Origin of the sequence: Pseudomonas sp. HY13-MNA-CIBAN-0226, from assembly GCF_040310305.1 — a bacterium.
GTDB lineage: Bacteria > Pseudomonadota > Gammaproteobacteria > Pseudomonadales > Pseudomonadaceae > Aquipseudomonas > Aquipseudomonas gregormendelii.
This window is the reverse complement of the sequence record NZ_JBEOPS010000005.1, coordinates 79195-95008: the sequence shown is the minus strand read 5'-3', so window position 1 is coordinate 95008 and position 15814 is coordinate 79195. Positions and strand designations below refer to the sequence as shown.

General features: G+C 62.3%; 14 protein-coding genes. 2 read left to right on the top strand and 12 right to left on the bottom strand.

The window, feature by feature from the left end; all coding sequences use genetic code 11:
* The first annotated feature begins 308 nt into the window (after window positions 1-308).
* On the top strand, window positions 309-3533 hold the full coding sequence (rne, locus tag AAEZ05_RS07125) for a ribonuclease E (RefSeq protein WP_350646857.1): 3225 nt from the start codon (window positions 309-311) through the stop codon (window positions 3531-3533).
* Window positions 3534-3648: 115 nt separating this feature from the next.
* On the opposite strand, the gene AAEZ05_RS07120 is transcribed toward rne, so the two are convergent.
* The 12 genes from AAEZ05_RS07120 to AAEZ05_RS07065 form a co-directional block, all read right to left on the bottom strand.
* Complete coding sequence (locus AAEZ05_RS07120) at window positions 3649-4239, bottom strand: nucleotidyltransferase family protein (protein ID WP_350646856.1); 591 nt, start codon at window positions 4237-4239, stop codon at window positions 3649-3651.
* Window positions 4236-5219 (bottom strand): XdhC family protein, encoded by a 984-nt coding sequence (locus tag AAEZ05_RS07115; protein WP_205892107.1) that lies wholly within the window; start codon window positions 5217-5219, stop codon window positions 4236-4238. Before AAEZ05_RS07115 ends, AAEZ05_RS07120 begins: the two co-directional genes overlap by 4 nt.
* Entirely contained in the window at window positions 5219-7540 is a 2322-nt protein-coding gene (locus AAEZ05_RS07110) for a xanthine dehydrogenase family protein molybdopterin-binding subunit (RefSeq protein WP_350600215.1), read from the bottom strand. Before AAEZ05_RS07110 ends, AAEZ05_RS07115 begins: the two co-directional genes overlap by 1 nt.
* A complete protein-coding gene (locus tag AAEZ05_RS07105) occupies window positions 7537-8007 on the bottom strand; it encodes a (2Fe-2S)-binding protein (RefSeq protein WP_045061734.1) in 471 nt (156 codons plus the stop codon). The genes AAEZ05_RS07110 and AAEZ05_RS07105 overlap by 4 nt, the downstream gene beginning before the upstream one ends.
* Window positions 8008-8256: 249 nt before the next feature.
* Window positions 8257-9276 (bottom strand): UDP-N-acetylmuramate dehydrogenase, encoded by a 1020-nt coding sequence (gene murB / locus AAEZ05_RS07100; RefSeq protein ID WP_350646855.1) that lies wholly within the window; start codon window positions 9274-9276, stop codon window positions 8257-8259.
* A complete protein-coding gene (locus tag AAEZ05_RS07095) occupies window positions 9273-9737 on the bottom strand; it encodes a low molecular weight protein-tyrosine-phosphatase (RefSeq protein ID WP_350646854.1) in 465 nt (154 codons plus the stop codon). The genes murB and AAEZ05_RS07095 overlap by 4 nt, the downstream gene beginning before the upstream one ends.
* Window positions 9737-10501 (bottom strand): 3-deoxy-manno-octulosonate cytidylyltransferase, encoded by a 765-nt coding sequence (gene kdsB, locus AAEZ05_RS07090; RefSeq protein ID WP_045061737.1) that lies wholly within the window; start codon window positions 10499-10501, stop codon window positions 9737-9739. Before kdsB ends, AAEZ05_RS07095 begins: the two co-directional genes overlap by 1 nt.
* Complete coding sequence (locus AAEZ05_RS07085) at window positions 10498-10683, bottom strand: Trm112 family protein (protein ID WP_007945752.1); 186 nt, start codon at window positions 10681-10683, stop codon at window positions 10498-10500. Before AAEZ05_RS07085 ends, kdsB begins: the two co-directional genes overlap by 4 nt.
* A gap of 24 nt (window positions 10684-10707) precedes the next feature.
* On the bottom strand, window positions 10708-11718 hold the full coding sequence (gene lpxK / locus AAEZ05_RS07080) for a tetraacyldisaccharide 4'-kinase (protein WP_350600218.1): 1011 nt from the start codon (window positions 11716-11718) through the stop codon (window positions 10708-10710).
* The gene (gene pocB, locus AAEZ05_RS07075) at window positions 11718-12149 is read right to left on the bottom strand and encodes a flagellar polar localization protein PocB (RefSeq protein WP_045061739.1); all 432 of its coding nucleotides are present in this window, start codon (window positions 12147-12149) and stop codon (window positions 11718-11720) included. The genes lpxK and pocB overlap by 1 nt, the downstream gene beginning before the upstream one ends.
* Entirely contained in the window at window positions 12146-12781 is a 636-nt protein-coding gene (gene pocA / locus AAEZ05_RS07070; protein WP_163019410.1) for a flagellar polar localization protein PocA, read from the bottom strand. Before pocA ends, pocB begins: the two co-directional genes overlap by 4 nt.
* Window positions 12782-12879: 98 nt before the next feature.
* A complete protein-coding gene (locus tag AAEZ05_RS07065) occupies window positions 12880-15114 on the bottom strand; it encodes a DNA internalization-related competence protein ComEC/Rec2 (RefSeq protein ID WP_350646853.1) in 2235 nt (744 codons plus the stop codon).
* Window positions 15115-15249: 135 nt separating this feature from the next.
* On the opposite strand from AAEZ05_RS07065, the gene AAEZ05_RS07060 reads away from it, so the two are divergent.
* Window positions 15250-15768 carry a DUF2062 domain-containing protein gene (locus AAEZ05_RS07060; RefSeq protein WP_045061742.1) on the top strand — a complete coding sequence of 173 codons (519 nt, stop codon included), beginning with the start codon at window positions 15250-15252 and terminating at the stop codon, window positions 15766-15768.
* Window positions 15769-15814: the final 46 nt, after the last annotated feature.

Below are 15814 nucleotides of genomic sequence, written 5' to 3'. Positions count from 1 at the left end.
CTGCGCGCGGCAGCACCCGAATTTTCAGGGATACGTGTAGGGTGGAGATGCACAACCGCTGGACTGTGTAGCAATAGGCTTTTTCAAGACGCTTCATCTCGTCCACAGCCAATGGTTGATTCCTCCTCCTGACTGAGTGCTTAAGTAGCCACAGCAAGCAGGACGCGTACGTCGCGACGAAGGCCCACATTGGCCGGACATCGCTGGACACGGGAATGGCCAACCACTCCCGACGCACCTGACACCGACCATGAGAAGTCGTGTGTGCCGAACGCCGTTTCCGGCAGCCCGGAAACCGACGGTACTACATGAAAAGAATGCTGATTAACGCAACTCAACCCGAAGAGTTGCGTGTTGCACTGGTAGATGGCCAGCGCCTCTACGACCTGGACATCGAATCCGGTGCACGCGAGCAGAAGAAGGCCAACATCTATAAAGGCCGGATTACTCGCATCGAACCAAGCCTTGAGGCTGCCTTTGTCGATTTCGGCTCTGAGCGCCACGGCTTCCTGCCCCTCAAAGAAATCTCCCGCGAATACTTCAAGAAAGCCCCGGAAGGCCGCGTCAACATCAAGGACGTCCTGAGCGAAGGCCAGGAAGTCATTGTCCAGGTCGAAAAAGAAGAACGTGGCAACAAGGGCGCCGCCCTGACCACCTTCATCAGCCTGGCCGGTCGTTACCTGGTGCTGATGCCGAACAACCCGCGTGCTGGCGGCATCTCCCGTCGCATCGAAGGCGAAGAGCGCAACGAACTGCGTGAAGCCCTGAACGGCCTGGTTGCCCCGGCTGACATGGGTCTGATCGTGCGCACTGCCGGCCTTGGTCGCAGCAGTGAAGAAATGCAGTGGGACCTCGATTACCTGCTGCAACTCTGGACCGCCATCAAAGAAGCCTCGCTCGATCGCTCCGCGCCGTTCCTGATCTACCAGGAAAGCAACGTGATCATCCGCGCCATCCGCGATTACCTGCGCCAGGACATCGGCGAAGTGCTGATCGACAGCGTCGAAGCCCAGGACGAAGCCCTGACCTTCATCCGCCAGGTGATGCCGCAGTACGCCAGCAAGATCAAGCTGTACGAAGACAGCGTTCCGCTGTTCAACCGTTTCCAGATCGAAAGCCAGATCGAGACCGCTTTCCAGCGTGTCGTCGAACTGCCTTCCGGCGGTTCCATCGTCATCGATCCGACCGAAGCCCTGGTGTCCATCGACATCAACTCGGCGCGCGCCACCAAAGGCAGCGACATCGAAGAAACCGCGCTGCAGACCAACCTTGAAGCTGCTGAAGAAATCGCCCGTCAGTTGCGCTTGCGCGACATCGGCGGCCTGATCGTCATCGACTTCATCGACATGACCCCTGCCAAGAACCAGCGCGCCGTGGAAGAGAAAGTCCGCGAATGCCTGGAAGCCGACCGCGCTCGCGTGCAAGTCGGTCGCATCTCGCGCTTCGGCCTGTTGGAAATGTCCCGTCAGCGCCTGCGTCCATCGTTGGGCGAAAGCAGCGGCATCGTTTGCCCGCGTTGCAACGGCACCGGCATCATCCGTGACGTTGAATCGCTGTCGCTGGCGATCCTGCGCCTGATCGAAGAAGAAGCCCTGAAAGACCGCACCGCCGAAGTTCGTGCACAAGTGCCGATCCCGGTCGCCGCGTTCCTGCTCAACGAAAAACGCAACTCGATCACCAAGATCGAACTGCGCACCCGTGCCCGCATCGTCATTCTACCGAACGATCATCTCGAAACGCCGCACTTCGAAGTTCAGCGTCTGCGCGATGACAGCCCGGAAGCCCACATCAACCAGTCCAGCTACGAAATCGCTGCTGCCGCTGCCGAAGTGGAAGAAGTCCAGCCAGCCGCTGCGACCCGCACCCTGGTTCGCCAGGAAGCTGCAGTCAAGACGGCCCCTGCCCGCGCCAATGCGCCGGTTCCTGCCGAAGTTGTTGCTGCCGCGCCTGTGGCTGCACCGGCCGCCGTGCCAGAGCCAAGCCTGTTCAAGGGCCTGGTGAAGTCGCTGGTCAGCCTGTTTGCAACCAAGGAAGAGCCCGCCGCACCGGTTGTGGTTGAAAAGCCTGCGACCACCGAGCGTCCGGCTCGTAACGAAGAGCGTCGCAACGGTCGTCAGCAGAGCCGCAACCGTAACGGTCGCCGCGACGAAGAGCGCAAGCCTCGCGAAGAACGTGCACCGCGTGAAGAACGCGCTCCACGGGAAGCTCGTGAACCACGCGAAGCTCGTGAAGAAACGCCGGCAGTAGTCCGCGAAGAACGCGCGCCACGTGAAGAGCGTGCACCACGCGCACCGCGTGAGGAACGTGCACCGCGCGCTCCACGTGAAGACCGCAAGCCACGTGGCGAGCGTGAAGAACGTGTACGCGAATTACGCGAACCCCTGGACGCTGTTGCTCCAGCCGCTGTCGCTGTCGCTACCACCGAAGAGCGTCCGGCTCGCCAGCCACGCGAAGAACGTGCTCCACGCCCACCGCGTGAAGAACGTCAGCCACGTGCCGAGCAAGCAGCAGCTCCAGTAGCCGAAGAAGAACTGCTGTCCAACGAAGAGCAACTGCAGGAAGACGGACAGGAAGGCGCCGAAGGCGATCGTCCACGCCGTCGCTCCCGCGGCCAGCGTCGTCGCAGCAACCGTCGCGAGCGTCAGCGTGATGCCAACGGCAATGTGATCGAAGGTTCGGAAGAGTCTGACTCCGCTGAAGGCGAAGTGGCAGCCACTGCCGACGCACCAAGCGCTAACGACCTGGCCGCTGGCCTGGCTGTTACCGCAGCCGTTGCCAGCTCGGTGATCAGTGCTCCAGCTGAAGCACAGGCCAACGAGCAAGCCGAACGCGCTACTGCTGCCACCCTGGACACTGCTCCAGTCGAAGCGCCAGTGGTTGAAGCGACCTCGCCTGTCGAAGCCACCGCTTCGCCGGAAATCGAAGTGGCGCCGGCTCGTGAAGCGCAGCCTGAAGTAGAAGCGGCACCGCAACCTGCGGCAGTCGTCGAAGCTCCAGCAGTGATTGCAGAGCCTGCTGCCGAGACGGTCAGCGAAACCGTGACCGAATCGATTCGTGAAGTTCGCGAAGAGCAAACCGCTTTCAACTGGGTTGCCGAGCCAGCTGTTGCAGAAACACCAGCCCCGGTAGCTGAAACTCCGGCTTACGAGCCAGAGCCAGTGGTTGCGGCTGCAGAGCCTGCTCCAGTGGTCGAAGTGCCGGTTGAAGCCCCGGTTGTAGCCGAAGTGGCTGCACCTGTGGTCGAAGCCGCGCCGGCAAGCGCCCTGACTGAAAATGGTCGCGCGCCAAACGACCCGCGTGAAGTGCGTCGTCGCAAGCGTGAAGCCGAGCGTCTGCAGAAGGAAGCTGAATTGGCTGCCGCTGCTGCTCCAGCCGTGGTTGAGCCTGCACCGGTGGTCGCTGAAGCCCCTGCTGAAGTTGTCGCCGAGCCTGTAGCGTCAGTGATCGATGAAGCACCACGTTCCGTACAGGACGCGGTAGAGCAACACGAAAAAGCCCAGGAAAAAGAGCACGAGCCTAAACCCCTCGTCTGATTCCGACGGCTGACAAAAAGCCCCGCCTGGTGATCCAGAGCGGGGCTTTTTTATACCTTGAAGATCAAAAGATCGTCCGAAGGCTCGGGCCGCGTTCGGACGATCTTTTGATGTTTTACACAAACACCAGGGCCCCGGGCACATCCACATCCCACAACACCCCAGGATCATCCACCTCCACTTCAACCACCCTGGCCGTAGCGAACAGCGGCCTGGCCCCGCCGTCCCCCGAGAGCGCGATCAACGCCGGTCCGAAAGAATCCGCGAACGCCACCGGGTGCCCATACTCGCCGTCATGCACTGGCACACTGATAGTGTCAGCCGCCATCCCTGCTATCACCCGCTCAATGCTCAACGGCAGGATGAAGGGCATATCCCCCAGCACAATCAACCAACCACCGGGCTGCGGACACGCCGCCACCCCGGCAGCAATGCTGTCCCCCATGCCCGTGGACTCGATCAGGACCACCTCGAACCCATAGGCCTGGGCCATGCGAATCACCTGGGGACGATCTGCAGTGGTAACCACAACCTGTTTGCCCGCCTTAGCCGGCAGGTTCACGAGGACATGCTCGATGACCGACCGCACAGCACCGTCGCGCCCGGTACAGTCCGCCAGCAACTTGTCCTTGTCGGCGCCCGCTACCTGGCGAAAGCGCTCGCCCTGCCCCGCTGCCAGCACGATGACGGCGATGGGTTCGCTCATGGCGCCTCCTGCAAGGGCTTCTTCTGTTTGAGTTCGACGCCGTTCTTGATTGCGACAATTTCAGCCATCAGCGACAAAGCGATTTCCGCTGGCGAATGGCTACCAATGTGCAAGCCGATCGGGCCGTGCAGCCGTTCAATGGCCGCTGCCGACAAGCCTAGCTGAGCCAAATTATCCCGGCGCTTCAGGCTGTTGACCCGAGACCCCAGCGCACCCACGTAGAATGCATCGGAGTCCAGCGCCGTCAGCAGCGCCATGTCATCCAGGCGCGGGTCATGGGTGAGCGCAACAATGGCCGTGCGCTCGTCGGTCTGGATAGTCAGTACCGCTTCGTCGGGCATGCCCGGGACGAAGCGTCCATGCTGCTCTTCCCAGCCATAGACGAATTCGCTGCGCGGATCGCAGATCAGCACCTCGAAATCCAGCAGCCGCGCCATCTCGGCGACATATCGCGACAGTTGACCTGCGCCGATCAGCAGCAGGCGCCAGCGCGGACCATAAATGGCCCGCAGCGTCTTGCCGTCAAAGGTCAGCGTTTGCAACTTGTCTGCGGGCTCCAGCAACACCTCACCGGTTTCAATCGACAGCGAGCGCGCCACAATCTCGTGCGCCTCGCAACGTGCCAGCAACTGTGCCACCCAGGCCGGATCGCCTACGCGCTCCTCAGTCAGGCGCAAGGTACCGCCACAAGGCAAGCCAAAGCGCGCAGCCTCCTCGCGAGTCACGCCGTAGGTGATCAACTGCACGGGCGGTCCGTCAGCCGGGATGCGCCCATCGTGCAGGCGGGCAATCAGATCATCCTCGACGCAGCCGCCGGACACAGACCCGATCACCACGCCATCTTCACGCAACGCCAGCATGGCGCCAGGTGCCCGGGGCGCAGTGCCCCACGTCTGGACCACGCTGTACAGCACCACCCGCTGGCCCGCATTGCGCCACTCCAGCACGCTGCGCAGGACATTCAGATCGACGCTGTCCATCAGGCTTGCGCCTTCTGCCAACCCTGTAACTGGAAGCGCACCGGCAAGTTGCGAATACGCTGGCCCGTGGCAGCAAAAATCGCATTACACAGCGCCGGCGCAATCGGTGGAACGCCAGGTTCGCCGACGCCCCCAAGCGGCACGTCTCCCGGCGGAGTGACCATGTGCACCGCCACCTCCTTCGGCGCCAGGGACATGCGTGCTACTTCGTACATGTGGAAGTTATCCTGTTGGACCTTGCCGTCCTTGAAGCTGATTTCGCCGAGCACCGCATTACCCAGGCCCATCACACAGGCACCTTCGAATTGCGAGCGGATGCGCTCCGGGTTGATCTGCGGGCCGCAGTCCACTGCGATATCCGCCTTATGCACGATCAACGTGCCGTCATCCTTGACCTCAACCTCGATCACCGCCGCGACATAGGTGACAAAACTGTAGTGCACCGCCAGGCCCAGGCCACGGCCCTTGGGCAAGTCACGACCCCACCCCGCCGCCTTCGCCGCAGTTTCCAGGACCTTGCGCATACGGCCGGTATCAATCGGATAGCGTTCCGGCGACTCGCCGTAGTTCCACTCTTCGCTCAAGGTGCGCGGATCGATCTGGCGGTCCGGGCCGAGCAGTTTAATCTGGTACTCCAGCGGATCGCGGCCGGCCTTGTGGGCCAACTCATCGACGAAACTCTGGATCGCAAAGCCGTGGGGAATGTTCGACACCGAACGGTACCAACCCACCCGGGTATGCACCTTGGCCTCGGGGTTTTCCAGGCGCACGTTGGGGATCGCATAGGCCATGTTGGTGAAGCCCATGCCCAGCTCGAACGCTGCTTCATGGTTCATGCCCGGTGCAAACAGCGCCGTGATACTGGGCGCGACGGTGCGGTGCAGCCAGCCGGACGGCAGGCCGTCCTTGTTCAGGCTGGCTTTGAGGTACTCGGCCGACACGGTATGAAAGTACGAACAATGGATATCGTCTTCACGCGTCCATTGCACCCGCACTGCCTTGCCGGGAAATTCCTTGGCGAGGATCGCCGCTTCGATGACAAAATCCGGCTTGGACTTGCGTCCGAAGCCGCCGCCGAGCAGGGTCACGTTGACCGTGACGTTATCGAACGGGACGCCGAGGCGTTCGGCAATTCGCTCTCGCGTCACCTGGGGTGCCTGGCTCGGCGCCCAGGCCTCGCAGACGCCGTCCTTGAAGCGCGCAATGGCTACCATCGGCTCCATCGGGGACTGTGCCAGGTGCGGCAGATAGTAAGACGCTTCCAGCGTGGTGTCGGCGTTGCCCATGGCCTCGTCGATGTTGCCGGTGTTGCGCACGACCTTGCCGGGCTTGAGCGATGCAGCTTCCAGCTCCTTGCGGTAGGCGATCGAGTCATAGCTGGCATTCGGGCCATCGTCCCACTCGATCTTCAGCGCTTCGCGCCCTTTGATCGCTGCCCAGGTATTGCTGGCGATCACGGCCACGCCACCCAGGGGCTGGAACTCCGACGGCATTGGCCGCCCTTCGATGTTGATGACCTTGAGCACGCCAGGCACTTTCAGCGCCGCACTCGAGTCAACGGATTTGACCTTGCCGCCATATACCGCCGGGCGCGCAATGGTCGCGTAGAGCATGCCCTCGATGTGCACATCGGCGCCGTAGACTGCACGACCATTGACGATGTCGGCACCATCGATCGCCTTGATGCCTTCCTTGCCGATGTATCGAAACTGCGCAGGCTGCTTAAGCCGCAGGCTGTCGCGAGCCGGCACTGCCAGTGCAGCAGCGGCAGCCGCCAGGGCGCCGTAACCCAGTTCACGCTTGGTGGGCTGGTGAATGACTTTGTGCAACTGTGCCTGACACTCGCCTACCGGTACTTTCCACTGCTCGGCAGCGGCTTGCTCAAGCATCGTGCGCGCAGCGGCGCCACAACGACGCATCGGCTCGTACCAATGGCGCATGCTGCGCGAGCCGTCGGTGTCCTGGTTGCCATAGCGAACTTCATCACCGGGCGCCTGCTGCACCTTGACCATCGCCCAGTCGGCATCCAGCTCGTCCGCCACCACCATGCTCAGGCTGGTGCGCACGCCCTGGCCCATTTCCGAGCGGTTGCACACCACGGTTACGGTGCCATCGGCGGCAATGCTGACATATACTTTTGGATCGTCGATCCAGCCATTGGGCATACCGTCTGCGCCGAATTTCTGCTCTTTATCGGCGGCGAGTGCGTCCTGCCAACCCCAACTGGCGGCCAGCACCAGCGCGCTGGTAGCGCCTACGCCCTTGAGGAAACCACGGCGGCTGAGATTGCTCAGCGCAAAATCATTCGGTAGCCCGCTCATGCCTTGGCCTCCTTCAGGTGGGTGGAGGCTTGGCGTATGGCGGTCTTGATACGGTTGTAGGTGCCGCAACGGCAAATGTTGCCCACCATCGCTTCTTCGATTTGCTCGTCGCTGGGGTTGGGGTTGACCTTGAGCAATGCTGTCGCCGACATGATCTGCCCGCCCTGGCAGAACCCGCACTGGGCCACTGCTGTGTCGAGCCAGGCTTGCTGGACGACTTGCCCAACGGGGTCGCTGTGCAAATTGTCGATGGTGCTAACGTCCTGGCCGATCACCGAGCCGATCGGCGTGATGCAACTGCGTGCCGGGGAGCCGTCGATGTGAATGGTGCAGGCACCACACAGGCCCATGCCGCAGCCAAACTTGGTGCCGTTGTAACCGGCCACGTCGCGAATTGCCCAGAGCAGGGGCATGTCCTCGGTGACATCGAGTTGATGGTCTTGACCGTTGAGTTTCAGGGTAATCATGGGCACGCCCGCATATCTAAAGACGGTTATGGGGTCGAGCAATCTGCCGCCAGAGGCTGGCGGTTGGCATCACGCAGATCGACTCAGGCTAAGGAGGCTCTCTCATGCCGACGGCGACGTCTGCATCGGGCCTTTGGTGCAGCAAAATGGCTTGTATCGTTAGGCGGCTAAGTTAACCCAGGATTAACAAAAAAGCCCTGCACATCGACAAATGTGCAGGGCCTCCAGGGCAGTGCTGAAAGCGTAGCCTCAATATCTGTTGGGCTCCATTTCCAGCTCGACCTGGAATCGTTGCCAAATGTCTTTCTGGATCCGTTGCGCCAGGTCCAGCAACTGCAGGCCAGTGGCCGCGCCATAGTTGACCAGCACCAGCGCCTGCAACTTGTGCACACCGGCGTCGGCTTCGCGAAAGCCCTTCCAGCCTGCGCGCTCGATCAGCCATCCAGCCGCCAGCTTCATCTGCCCGTCGGGTTGCGCGTAGGCCACCAGGTCCGGGAATTCAGCCTTGAGCCGGGTGACCACCGCCGCCGGTACCAGAGGGTTCTTGAAGAAACTGCCAGCATTGCCCAGTACTGCAGGGTCCGGCAGTTTTTCGCTGCGAATGCTGCAGATCGCCTGGCTGACGTCGCCGGCAGTCGGACGGTCAATGCCCTGCTCTGTCAGGCGCTGACGCACCGGGCCGTATTCCAAATGCAGGTGTTCAGCGCGGTTCAGGTTGAAGCGCACCCGCAGGATCAACCAGCGCCCCGGCTCCTGCTTGAACAGGCTGTCGCGGTAGGCGAACTTGCACTCGTCCAGGCTGAAGTCGCGCAGTTCGCCGGTCCGGCGATCAAGCGCGGTCAGGCCGGCAAACACGTCCTTGATCTCCACGCCATAAGCGCCGATGTTCTGCATCGGTGCCGCGCCGACCGTACCGGGGATCAGGCTGAGGTTTTCCAGGCCAGACAAACCCTGGGCCAGGGTGTGTTGCACAAACGGATGCCAAGGCTCGCCGGCTTCGGCTTCGATCACCACCTGCTGGCCGTTATCGCTGAGCAGGCGAATCCCGCGGGTGGCCATGCGCAGCACCAGCGCCTGGATATCGGCGGTGAGCAGCAAGTTGCTGCCCCCACCGATTACCAGCAATGGCACCTCGTGCTGCGTGGCATACACCAGGGCGTCGCGCACGTCGTCGTCACTATGGGCCTGGGCAAAAAGGCGGGCCTGCACATCCACGCCAAAGCTGTTGTACGGTTTGAGCGATACCCGGGCTTGCACCTGCAGACTCATAACCGCCCCTTCAATTCGATCACCAGCAGGTCACTGGCGCGCTCGATCAGGTCCAATACCTGCTCGAAGCCCTGGTCGCCGTCGTAGTACGGGTCTGGAACTTCATCGAGTTCCGACTGATAGCGGCGCAGGAACAGGTCAAGCTCCGCCTTGCCCTTCGCAGGCTGCAATGCCTTGAGATTGCGCAGGTTGCTGTTATCCATCGCCAGGATTAGGTCATACATGGAGAAATCGGCACGACTGACTTGCTGCGCGCGCAGGGCAGACAAATCGTAACCGCGTAGCCGGGCGGCGGCCTGGCTGCGTTTATCCGGGGCCTTGCCGACGTGCCAGTCGCCCGTACCGGCGGAGGCGACCTCGACTTGCCCCGCCAGCCCGGCCTCGCGCAGTTTATGGCGCAGCACGCCTTCGGCGGTCGGCGAGCGGCAGATGTTGCCCAGGCAGACGAACAGAACCCGCATCAGGCCTCCAGCAGGCGACGAACCCGCTCCAGGTCTTCAGCGGTATCGACGCCGGTCGGTGGCGCGATCAAAGCGTCAGCCACGTGGATACGCACGCCGTGCCACAAGGCCCTTAGTTGTTCCAGGGATTCAGTGTTTTCCAGCCAGCAAGGGCCCCAGCTGACGAAGTCATGCAGGAACCCGGCGCGGTAAGCATAAATGCCGATGTGGCGACGGTACGGCACGCCTTCCGGCAATTGCTCGCGACTCCTGGCAAAGTCATCGCGGGCCCACGGCAAGGTCGCTCGGCTGAAGGTCAGCGCCAGACCGTTGAGGTCACTGACCACCTTGACCACATTAGTGTTGAACAGGGTTTCCACATCTTCGATCGGCTCAGCCAGAGTGGCCATGCGCGCTTCGGTGTGGGCTGCCAGGTTGGCCGCGACCTGATCGATCACATCAGGTGGAATCAGCGGTTCGTCACCTTGCACGTTGACCACGATGGCGTCGGGCGCCAGGCCCAGCTTCGTCGCCACTTCGGCCAGGCGATCGGTACCGGAGTTGTGATCTTCACGCGTCAGCACCACTTCAGCGCCAAAGCCTTTGCAGGCTTCGACGATGCGCAGGTCGTCGGTGGCCACCACCACGCGCTCTGCGCTGCTTTTGCTCGCCTGTTCCCAGACGTGCTGGATCATCGGTTTGCCGGCGATCAGCAACAGCGGCTTGCCAGGCAAACGGGTGGAGGCGTAACGCGATGGGATGACGACAGTAAAGGCTGCGGTCATTTATCCAGGCGCTCGTCGGTGGTCAGGGTGCGCGCTTCGGTTTCGAGCATGACCGGGATGCCGTCGCGAATCGGATAAGCGAGGCCGGCGCCCTTGCTGATCAGCTCGGTCTTGTCAGCGCTGAGCTTGAGCGGGCCTTTGCAGACGGGGCAAGCGAGGATATCGAGCAATTTGGTGTCCATGAGCATTCCCTGGATAAAACGGAGTTAAGGCAAAAGACGGTCCGGCACCAGGCGCATCAGCTGCGTATCGAACCAGGCGACAAAGGCCGGGGATGGCGCAGCATCGACCGTCAGGTACCACCAATCGGCGGCGGCGAAGGCACGGCACTTCACCGCGTCCTTTTCAGTCATTACCAAAGGCAATGACGGAGCGAAATTCAGTGCCTGCACGCTGTACTCGGCGTGGTCAGCGAACGCGTGCGGTACAGGCTTCCAGTGTAGCGTTTCGAGGGTCGTGAAGAAACGCTGTGGATTACCGATGCCGGCCACGGCATGCAGTGCCTGACCCGCAGGAAAATGATCGAGCGGCCGCCGTTCACCGCTACGCAGATTGACCAGCGCGGTAGGTTGCAGCTGGAACGCAAACCCGTCATGGCGATCGTCAGCGGCGCCGTTGTAGAGCACCGCATCGACGCTCTCAAGGCGCTCGACCGGCTCACGCAGGGGCCCGGCGGGCAGGCAGCGCTGGTTACCCAGGCCACGGGCAGCGTCGATCAGCACCAGCTCAAGGTCACGGGCCAGGCGATAATGCTGCATGCCGTCGTCCGACAGGATCAGGTCCAGCGGTTCACTCTCGAGCAAGGCCTTGACCGCCTGACTGCGGTCCGGGTCGATCATCAAGGGTACGCCGGTGCGCTGGACGATCAACAGAGGCTCGTCGCCCGCAGTATCGGCGCCCTGATCCGCCGCGACTCGCCATGGCAGTTGCGGTGGTTTGGCGCCGTACCCCCGACTGACCACCCCGACGCGCAGCCCGCTACGCTGGCAGTGCTCGATCATCCAGAGAATCAGCGGAGTCTTGCCCGTGCCGCCGACGGTGATATTACCGACGACGATCAACGGCACTGGCGGCTGATAGATCTCGCCCTCGCCCGCCAGGAAACGCTTGCGCTTGTTCGTGACCACGCGGCGATAGAGCCACTCCAGCGGCTGCAACAGCTTCAGGGCCGGATGTCCCTGGTACCACGCGGCGAGCAAGCGATCGGACATGGCCATCAGGGCGCGGGCGGCGCCGCCTCGACAGTGGTCATGCGCAGGTGGCTGAAACCGAGCTTGCCGGCAGCATCCATGGCGATGATGACCGACTGATGCTGGGTCTTGCCGTCGGCGCTGATGGACAGCGGCAGGCTGGTGTCGCCGTTGGATTCTTTCTGCAGGGCGTCCATCAGGGTCGCCAGGTCGTTCTTGGGCAAGACCTGGTTATTCACCGAAAACGCGCCTTCAGCATTGATCGCCACGTCCAGGTGCTTGACCTGCTGATCTTCGGCAGGCGTTCCGCTGACGGCTTCCGGCAGGTCGACGCGCAGCTGGGTTTCACGGGTGAAGGTGGTGGTCACGACAAAAAACAGCAGCAGGATAAACACCACGTCGATCAGCGAAGCGAGGTTTATATCGACCGTTTCCCGAGGCTTGCGGCGGAATTTCACGCTCTACCCTCGGCCAGGTCAACATCACGGTCGCCCTGTACGACCTCAACCAGCTTGATCGCTTCCTGTTCCATGCCCACCACCAGTTCGTCGATCCGGCGTTGCAGGAAACGGTGGAAGAACACCGCCGGGATACCGACCATCAGGCCTGCGGCCGTTGTGATCAGGGCTTTGGAAATACCACCGGCGAGTACCGCCGCGTTGGTGCCCATGCCGGTGCCCATGAACGCACTGAAGATATCGATCATGCCCAGCACGGTGCCGAGCAAGCCCAGCAACGGCGCCATGGCGGCAATCGTGCCCAGGGCGTTGATGTAGCGTTCGAGTTCGTGAATGACTCGCGCCGCAGCTTCCTCGATGCACTCTTTCATGATTTCGCGACCATGCCGGGAGTTGGCCAGGCCAGCCGCGAGGATTTCGCCCAGAGGGGAATTGGCGCGCAATTCCTTGAGCTTTTCCTTATTGAGCTGTTTGTCCTTGATCCAGACCCAGACCTGGCCGAGCAAATGCTCCGGAGTCACACGACTGGCACGCAGGGTCCACAGGCGCTCGACAACGATCGCCATGGCCACGATGGAACTCAGAATGATCGGCAGCATCATCCAGCCGCCGGATTTGACCAATTCCCACACAGTGACAGTCCCCTCGAAAAAGTGCGCCACTCTACCATAGGGGCTTCTCGCACCGAAGACCACGATGGCGCAACCGGTCGGGGCCCGCTGCCCGCCAGTCATTCTGCCAGCGGTGCCGGATCACGCCAGAAGCGCCGGTGTTGACGCATCGTCGCCGGTGCCGAGAAGGTCCCCAGTTGCAGATGAACGGCGCCCTGCTGGGCACTGTCGTAGATCCCCATTGCCAATTTTCGATAGCGTGCTATCACCGTTGGGTGCGGATGGCCGAACGAATTGCCGTTGCCGCGGGAGATCAGCACCGCCTTGGGCTGGAGCACGCTGAGCAGGGGCATCGAGGATGAAGTGCGACTGCCATGGTGCGGAGCCTGCAACCAGTCAGTGGCGACGGCCAGCGGGCTGCCGAGCAATGCCTGCTCGGCGGCCCGTTCGATATCACCGGTCAGCAGCAACCGCTCGCCGGAGGCCTCGATTTGCAACACGCAGGATCGGGAGTTGCTGTCCTGCGCCGACGCCCACTGCCAGAGCCGGAAGCCCACCCCGTCCCAATTCCAGTGCCCGCCGCTCTCGCAGGCATCTGCGAGCAGGCCATCTGCCGGGGGAAAGGGCTCGCCGCCCATTATCCTGCGGACCGGTACTCCGTCGACCACTGCCTTGGCGCCTCCGGCATGATCGGCGTGAGCATGGCTGATCAGCATCAGGTCAAGCTGTTCCAAGCCCAGCTTGCGCAACGTCGGCAGCACCACTCGCGCGCCCATGTCCATGCCCGCGGAACGCGGCCCGGCGTCATACAACAGGTTGTGATGACGAGTGCGCACCAGGATCGCCAGGCCCTGGCCGACGTCCAGAAGCCAGACCTCGGCAATGCCTTCGGCGATTGTGGGACGCGGTGGCAAGACCAGTAACAGCAGCATCGGCCAGCCCAGCCATCGCAGCGGCACGCCCGCCGGCATCAGCAGCAGCAAGGCGCCGGCGGCGGCCAACGCCCAGGTCCAAAACGCAATCGCCATAGGGTCCCAGGCGGGCACCTGCCCCGCCGCTTGCGCCAGGCCCTTGAACAGCCAGTCGAGCAGCCCCCCGGCGAGCCACAGCAACCCCTCGCCCACATAAGGCATTGGCAGCAGCAAGGTACCAAGCAATGCAGGCGGCAGGACCAACAGACTGATCCAGGGCACCGCGAGTAAATTGACCAGCGGCCCACTGACGCTGATCGGCAGGCCGAGGATGAGTAAAAGCGGACTCAAACCAATGGCGATCATCCACTGGGCGCGAGTCCAGGTTTGCCACCAGGGCAATGAGCCGAGCCGACCGCCGAAGGTGAAGATCAACACTGCCACCGCCGCAAAGGACAGCCAGAAACCGGGTTGCAGGCTCGTCAGCGGGTCCATCAACAGGACCCCGTTCAGCGCCAGCAGCAGCGGCCACCAGGCGCCGAGATGGCGCAAACGCAGGCGCCACAGCAGCACCAGGCCGATCATCACGCAGGCCCGGCGCACCGGTACGTCGAAGCCGGCAAGCAAGCCATAACCAAGAGCCGCCGAAAATGCCAATCCGCACGCCCAAGGCAGCCAGGACAAACGGCGCGGCCATATGCCATAACGGGCAAGCCCCGCGATCAGCAAGTACATCACGCCTGCCAGCAAACCGATGTGCTGCCCGGAAATCACCAGTAAATGCACGGTGCCGGTGTCTTGCAGCACCTGCCAGTCCTCGCGACTCAGGCCGCTGCCGTCACCCAGCACCAAGGCCGCCAGCGCGCCGCTGCGGCCCTGCGCATCTACACTCAGCAAGCGCTGGCGCAGGCTATCGCGCCAGGCTCCCCGGGCATCTGCGAGTTTTTCGCCAGCCTTCACCGTGCCGGTCGCGCCGATGCGTTGCGCCAGCAGCCAGGCGTCATAGTCGAAAGCATGGGGATTGAGCAGCCCGATGGGTCGTTTCAGCTTGACCGCCAGGCGCCAGCGTTCCCCGCTATTCACCGCAGGGCCGTCGTACCAGGCCAGGCGCATCCGCTGCGGGAGCTTTGTACGCCGGGAATGGCTGTCCGACAGCTCAAAGCGCACGACACCTTCGCCGTTCTGCGGCAGTCCCGTGACCGTCCCCTCCACCCAACGGGTTTCACCCTCGAGCTGAATCGGCAAGCGATCGCTTAGCGCCCATTGCGCCTGGGTACAGGCCCAAGTGAAGCCAAACAGGAAAAACGCCAGCGGATAGGCGCGAAAAGGCAGCACCATCAGGCCCACTATCGGCATCAGTATCAACAACCAGACCGGCGGTAATGCCGGTAAGAAACGCAGGGTCAGCAAACCCAGCGCCAGCGCTATCATCCCTGTGCGCATACGCCCGTCCTTGGAGTCCACCCACTAGGCATAGTCGGGGGATCGCACGGCCGTCGTTATTAATTGTCACAAAGTCTGAATGGGCGGTTCACAGAATCGAGACATACTTGCCGCCTTAACCGACCGAGAAGCCTTATGCCCCGGCGCTTATTCAAACGCTACATGCCAGATCCGACGAGCATCAGGGAACATAAGTCCTTACGCTTCCTTGGCACCCTGCTGCATGACCCGAACCTGTGGCACCTCAACCGCCACTCCGTTGCCCGGGCGATGGCCGTGGGGTTGTTTGCCGCCTTCCTGCCCATTCCCTTGCAGATGCTGGTGGCCGCGGCGTTGGCCATCATGGTGCGCGGCAATATCCCCATCGCCGTCAGCCTGGTCTGGCTGACCAATCCAATCACCATGCCGGTCGTGTTCTTTTGTACCTACCAGACGGGCGCCTGGTTGATGGACATTCCTGCCCGGCACTTGCCGGACGAACTGACCTGGGAATGGATCAGCGGCGAGCTGTCCACGATGTGGCAGCCATTCCTGCTGGGTTCGGTGGTCACGGGACTGGTGCTGGGAGCCTTGGCTTATTGCCTGACGATGATGTACTGGCGCTGGTGGGTTGCGCGGCAGTGGCGGCGGCGCAAGAAAAACCGGATGTCGTGATGCAAAACGGCCTCCGCATGGGAGGCCGTTTGTCTATCCAGGATTA

What these genes read in the sequence shown, in the direction of transcription:
- rne (WP_350646857.1), top strand. Translation starts at nt 309, where the DNA reads ATGAAAAGAATGCTGATTAACGCAACTCAACCCGAAGAGTTGCGTGTT.
- AAEZ05_RS07120 (WP_350646856.1), bottom strand. Translation starts at nt 4,239, where the DNA reads ATGAGCGAACCCATCGCCGTCATCGTGCTGGCAGCGGGGCAGGGCGAG.
- AAEZ05_RS07115 (WP_205892107.1), bottom strand. Translation starts at nt 5,219, where the DNA reads ATGGACAGCGTCGATCTGAATGTCCTGCGCAGCGTGCTGGAGTGGCGC.
- AAEZ05_RS07110 (WP_350600215.1), bottom strand. Translation starts at nt 7,540, where the DNA reads ATGAGCGGGCTACCGAATGATTTTGCGCTGAGCAATCTCAGCCGCCGT.
- AAEZ05_RS07105 (WP_045061734.1), bottom strand. Translation starts at nt 8,007, where the DNA reads ATGATTACCCTGAAACTCAACGGTCAAGACCATCAACTCGATGTCACC.
- murB (WP_350646855.1), bottom strand. Translation starts at nt 9,276, where the DNA reads ATGAGTCTGCAGGTGCAAGCCCGGGTATCGCTCAAACCGTACAACAGC.
- AAEZ05_RS07095 (WP_350646854.1), bottom strand. Translation starts at nt 9,737, where the DNA reads ATGCGGGTTCTGTTCGTCTGCCTGGGCAACATCTGCCGCTCGCCGACC.
- kdsB (WP_045061737.1), bottom strand. Translation starts at nt 10,501, where the DNA reads ATGACCGCAGCCTTTACTGTCGTCATCCCATCGCGTTACGCCTCCACC.
- AAEZ05_RS07085 (WP_007945752.1), bottom strand. Translation starts at nt 10,683, where the DNA reads ATGGACACCAAATTGCTCGATATCCTCGCTTGCCCCGTCTGCAAAGGC.
- lpxK (WP_350600218.1), bottom strand. Translation starts at nt 11,718, where the DNA reads ATGGCCATGTCCGATCGCTTGCTCGCCGCGTGGTACCAGGGACATCCG.
- AAEZ05_RS07065 (WP_350646853.1), bottom strand. Translation starts at nt 15,114, where the DNA reads ATGCGCACAGGGATGATAGCGCTGGCGCTGGGTTTGCTGACCCTGCGT.
- AAEZ05_RS07060 (WP_045061742.1), top strand. Translation starts at nt 15,250, where the DNA reads ATGCCCCGGCGCTTATTCAAACGCTACATGCCAGATCCGACGAGCATC.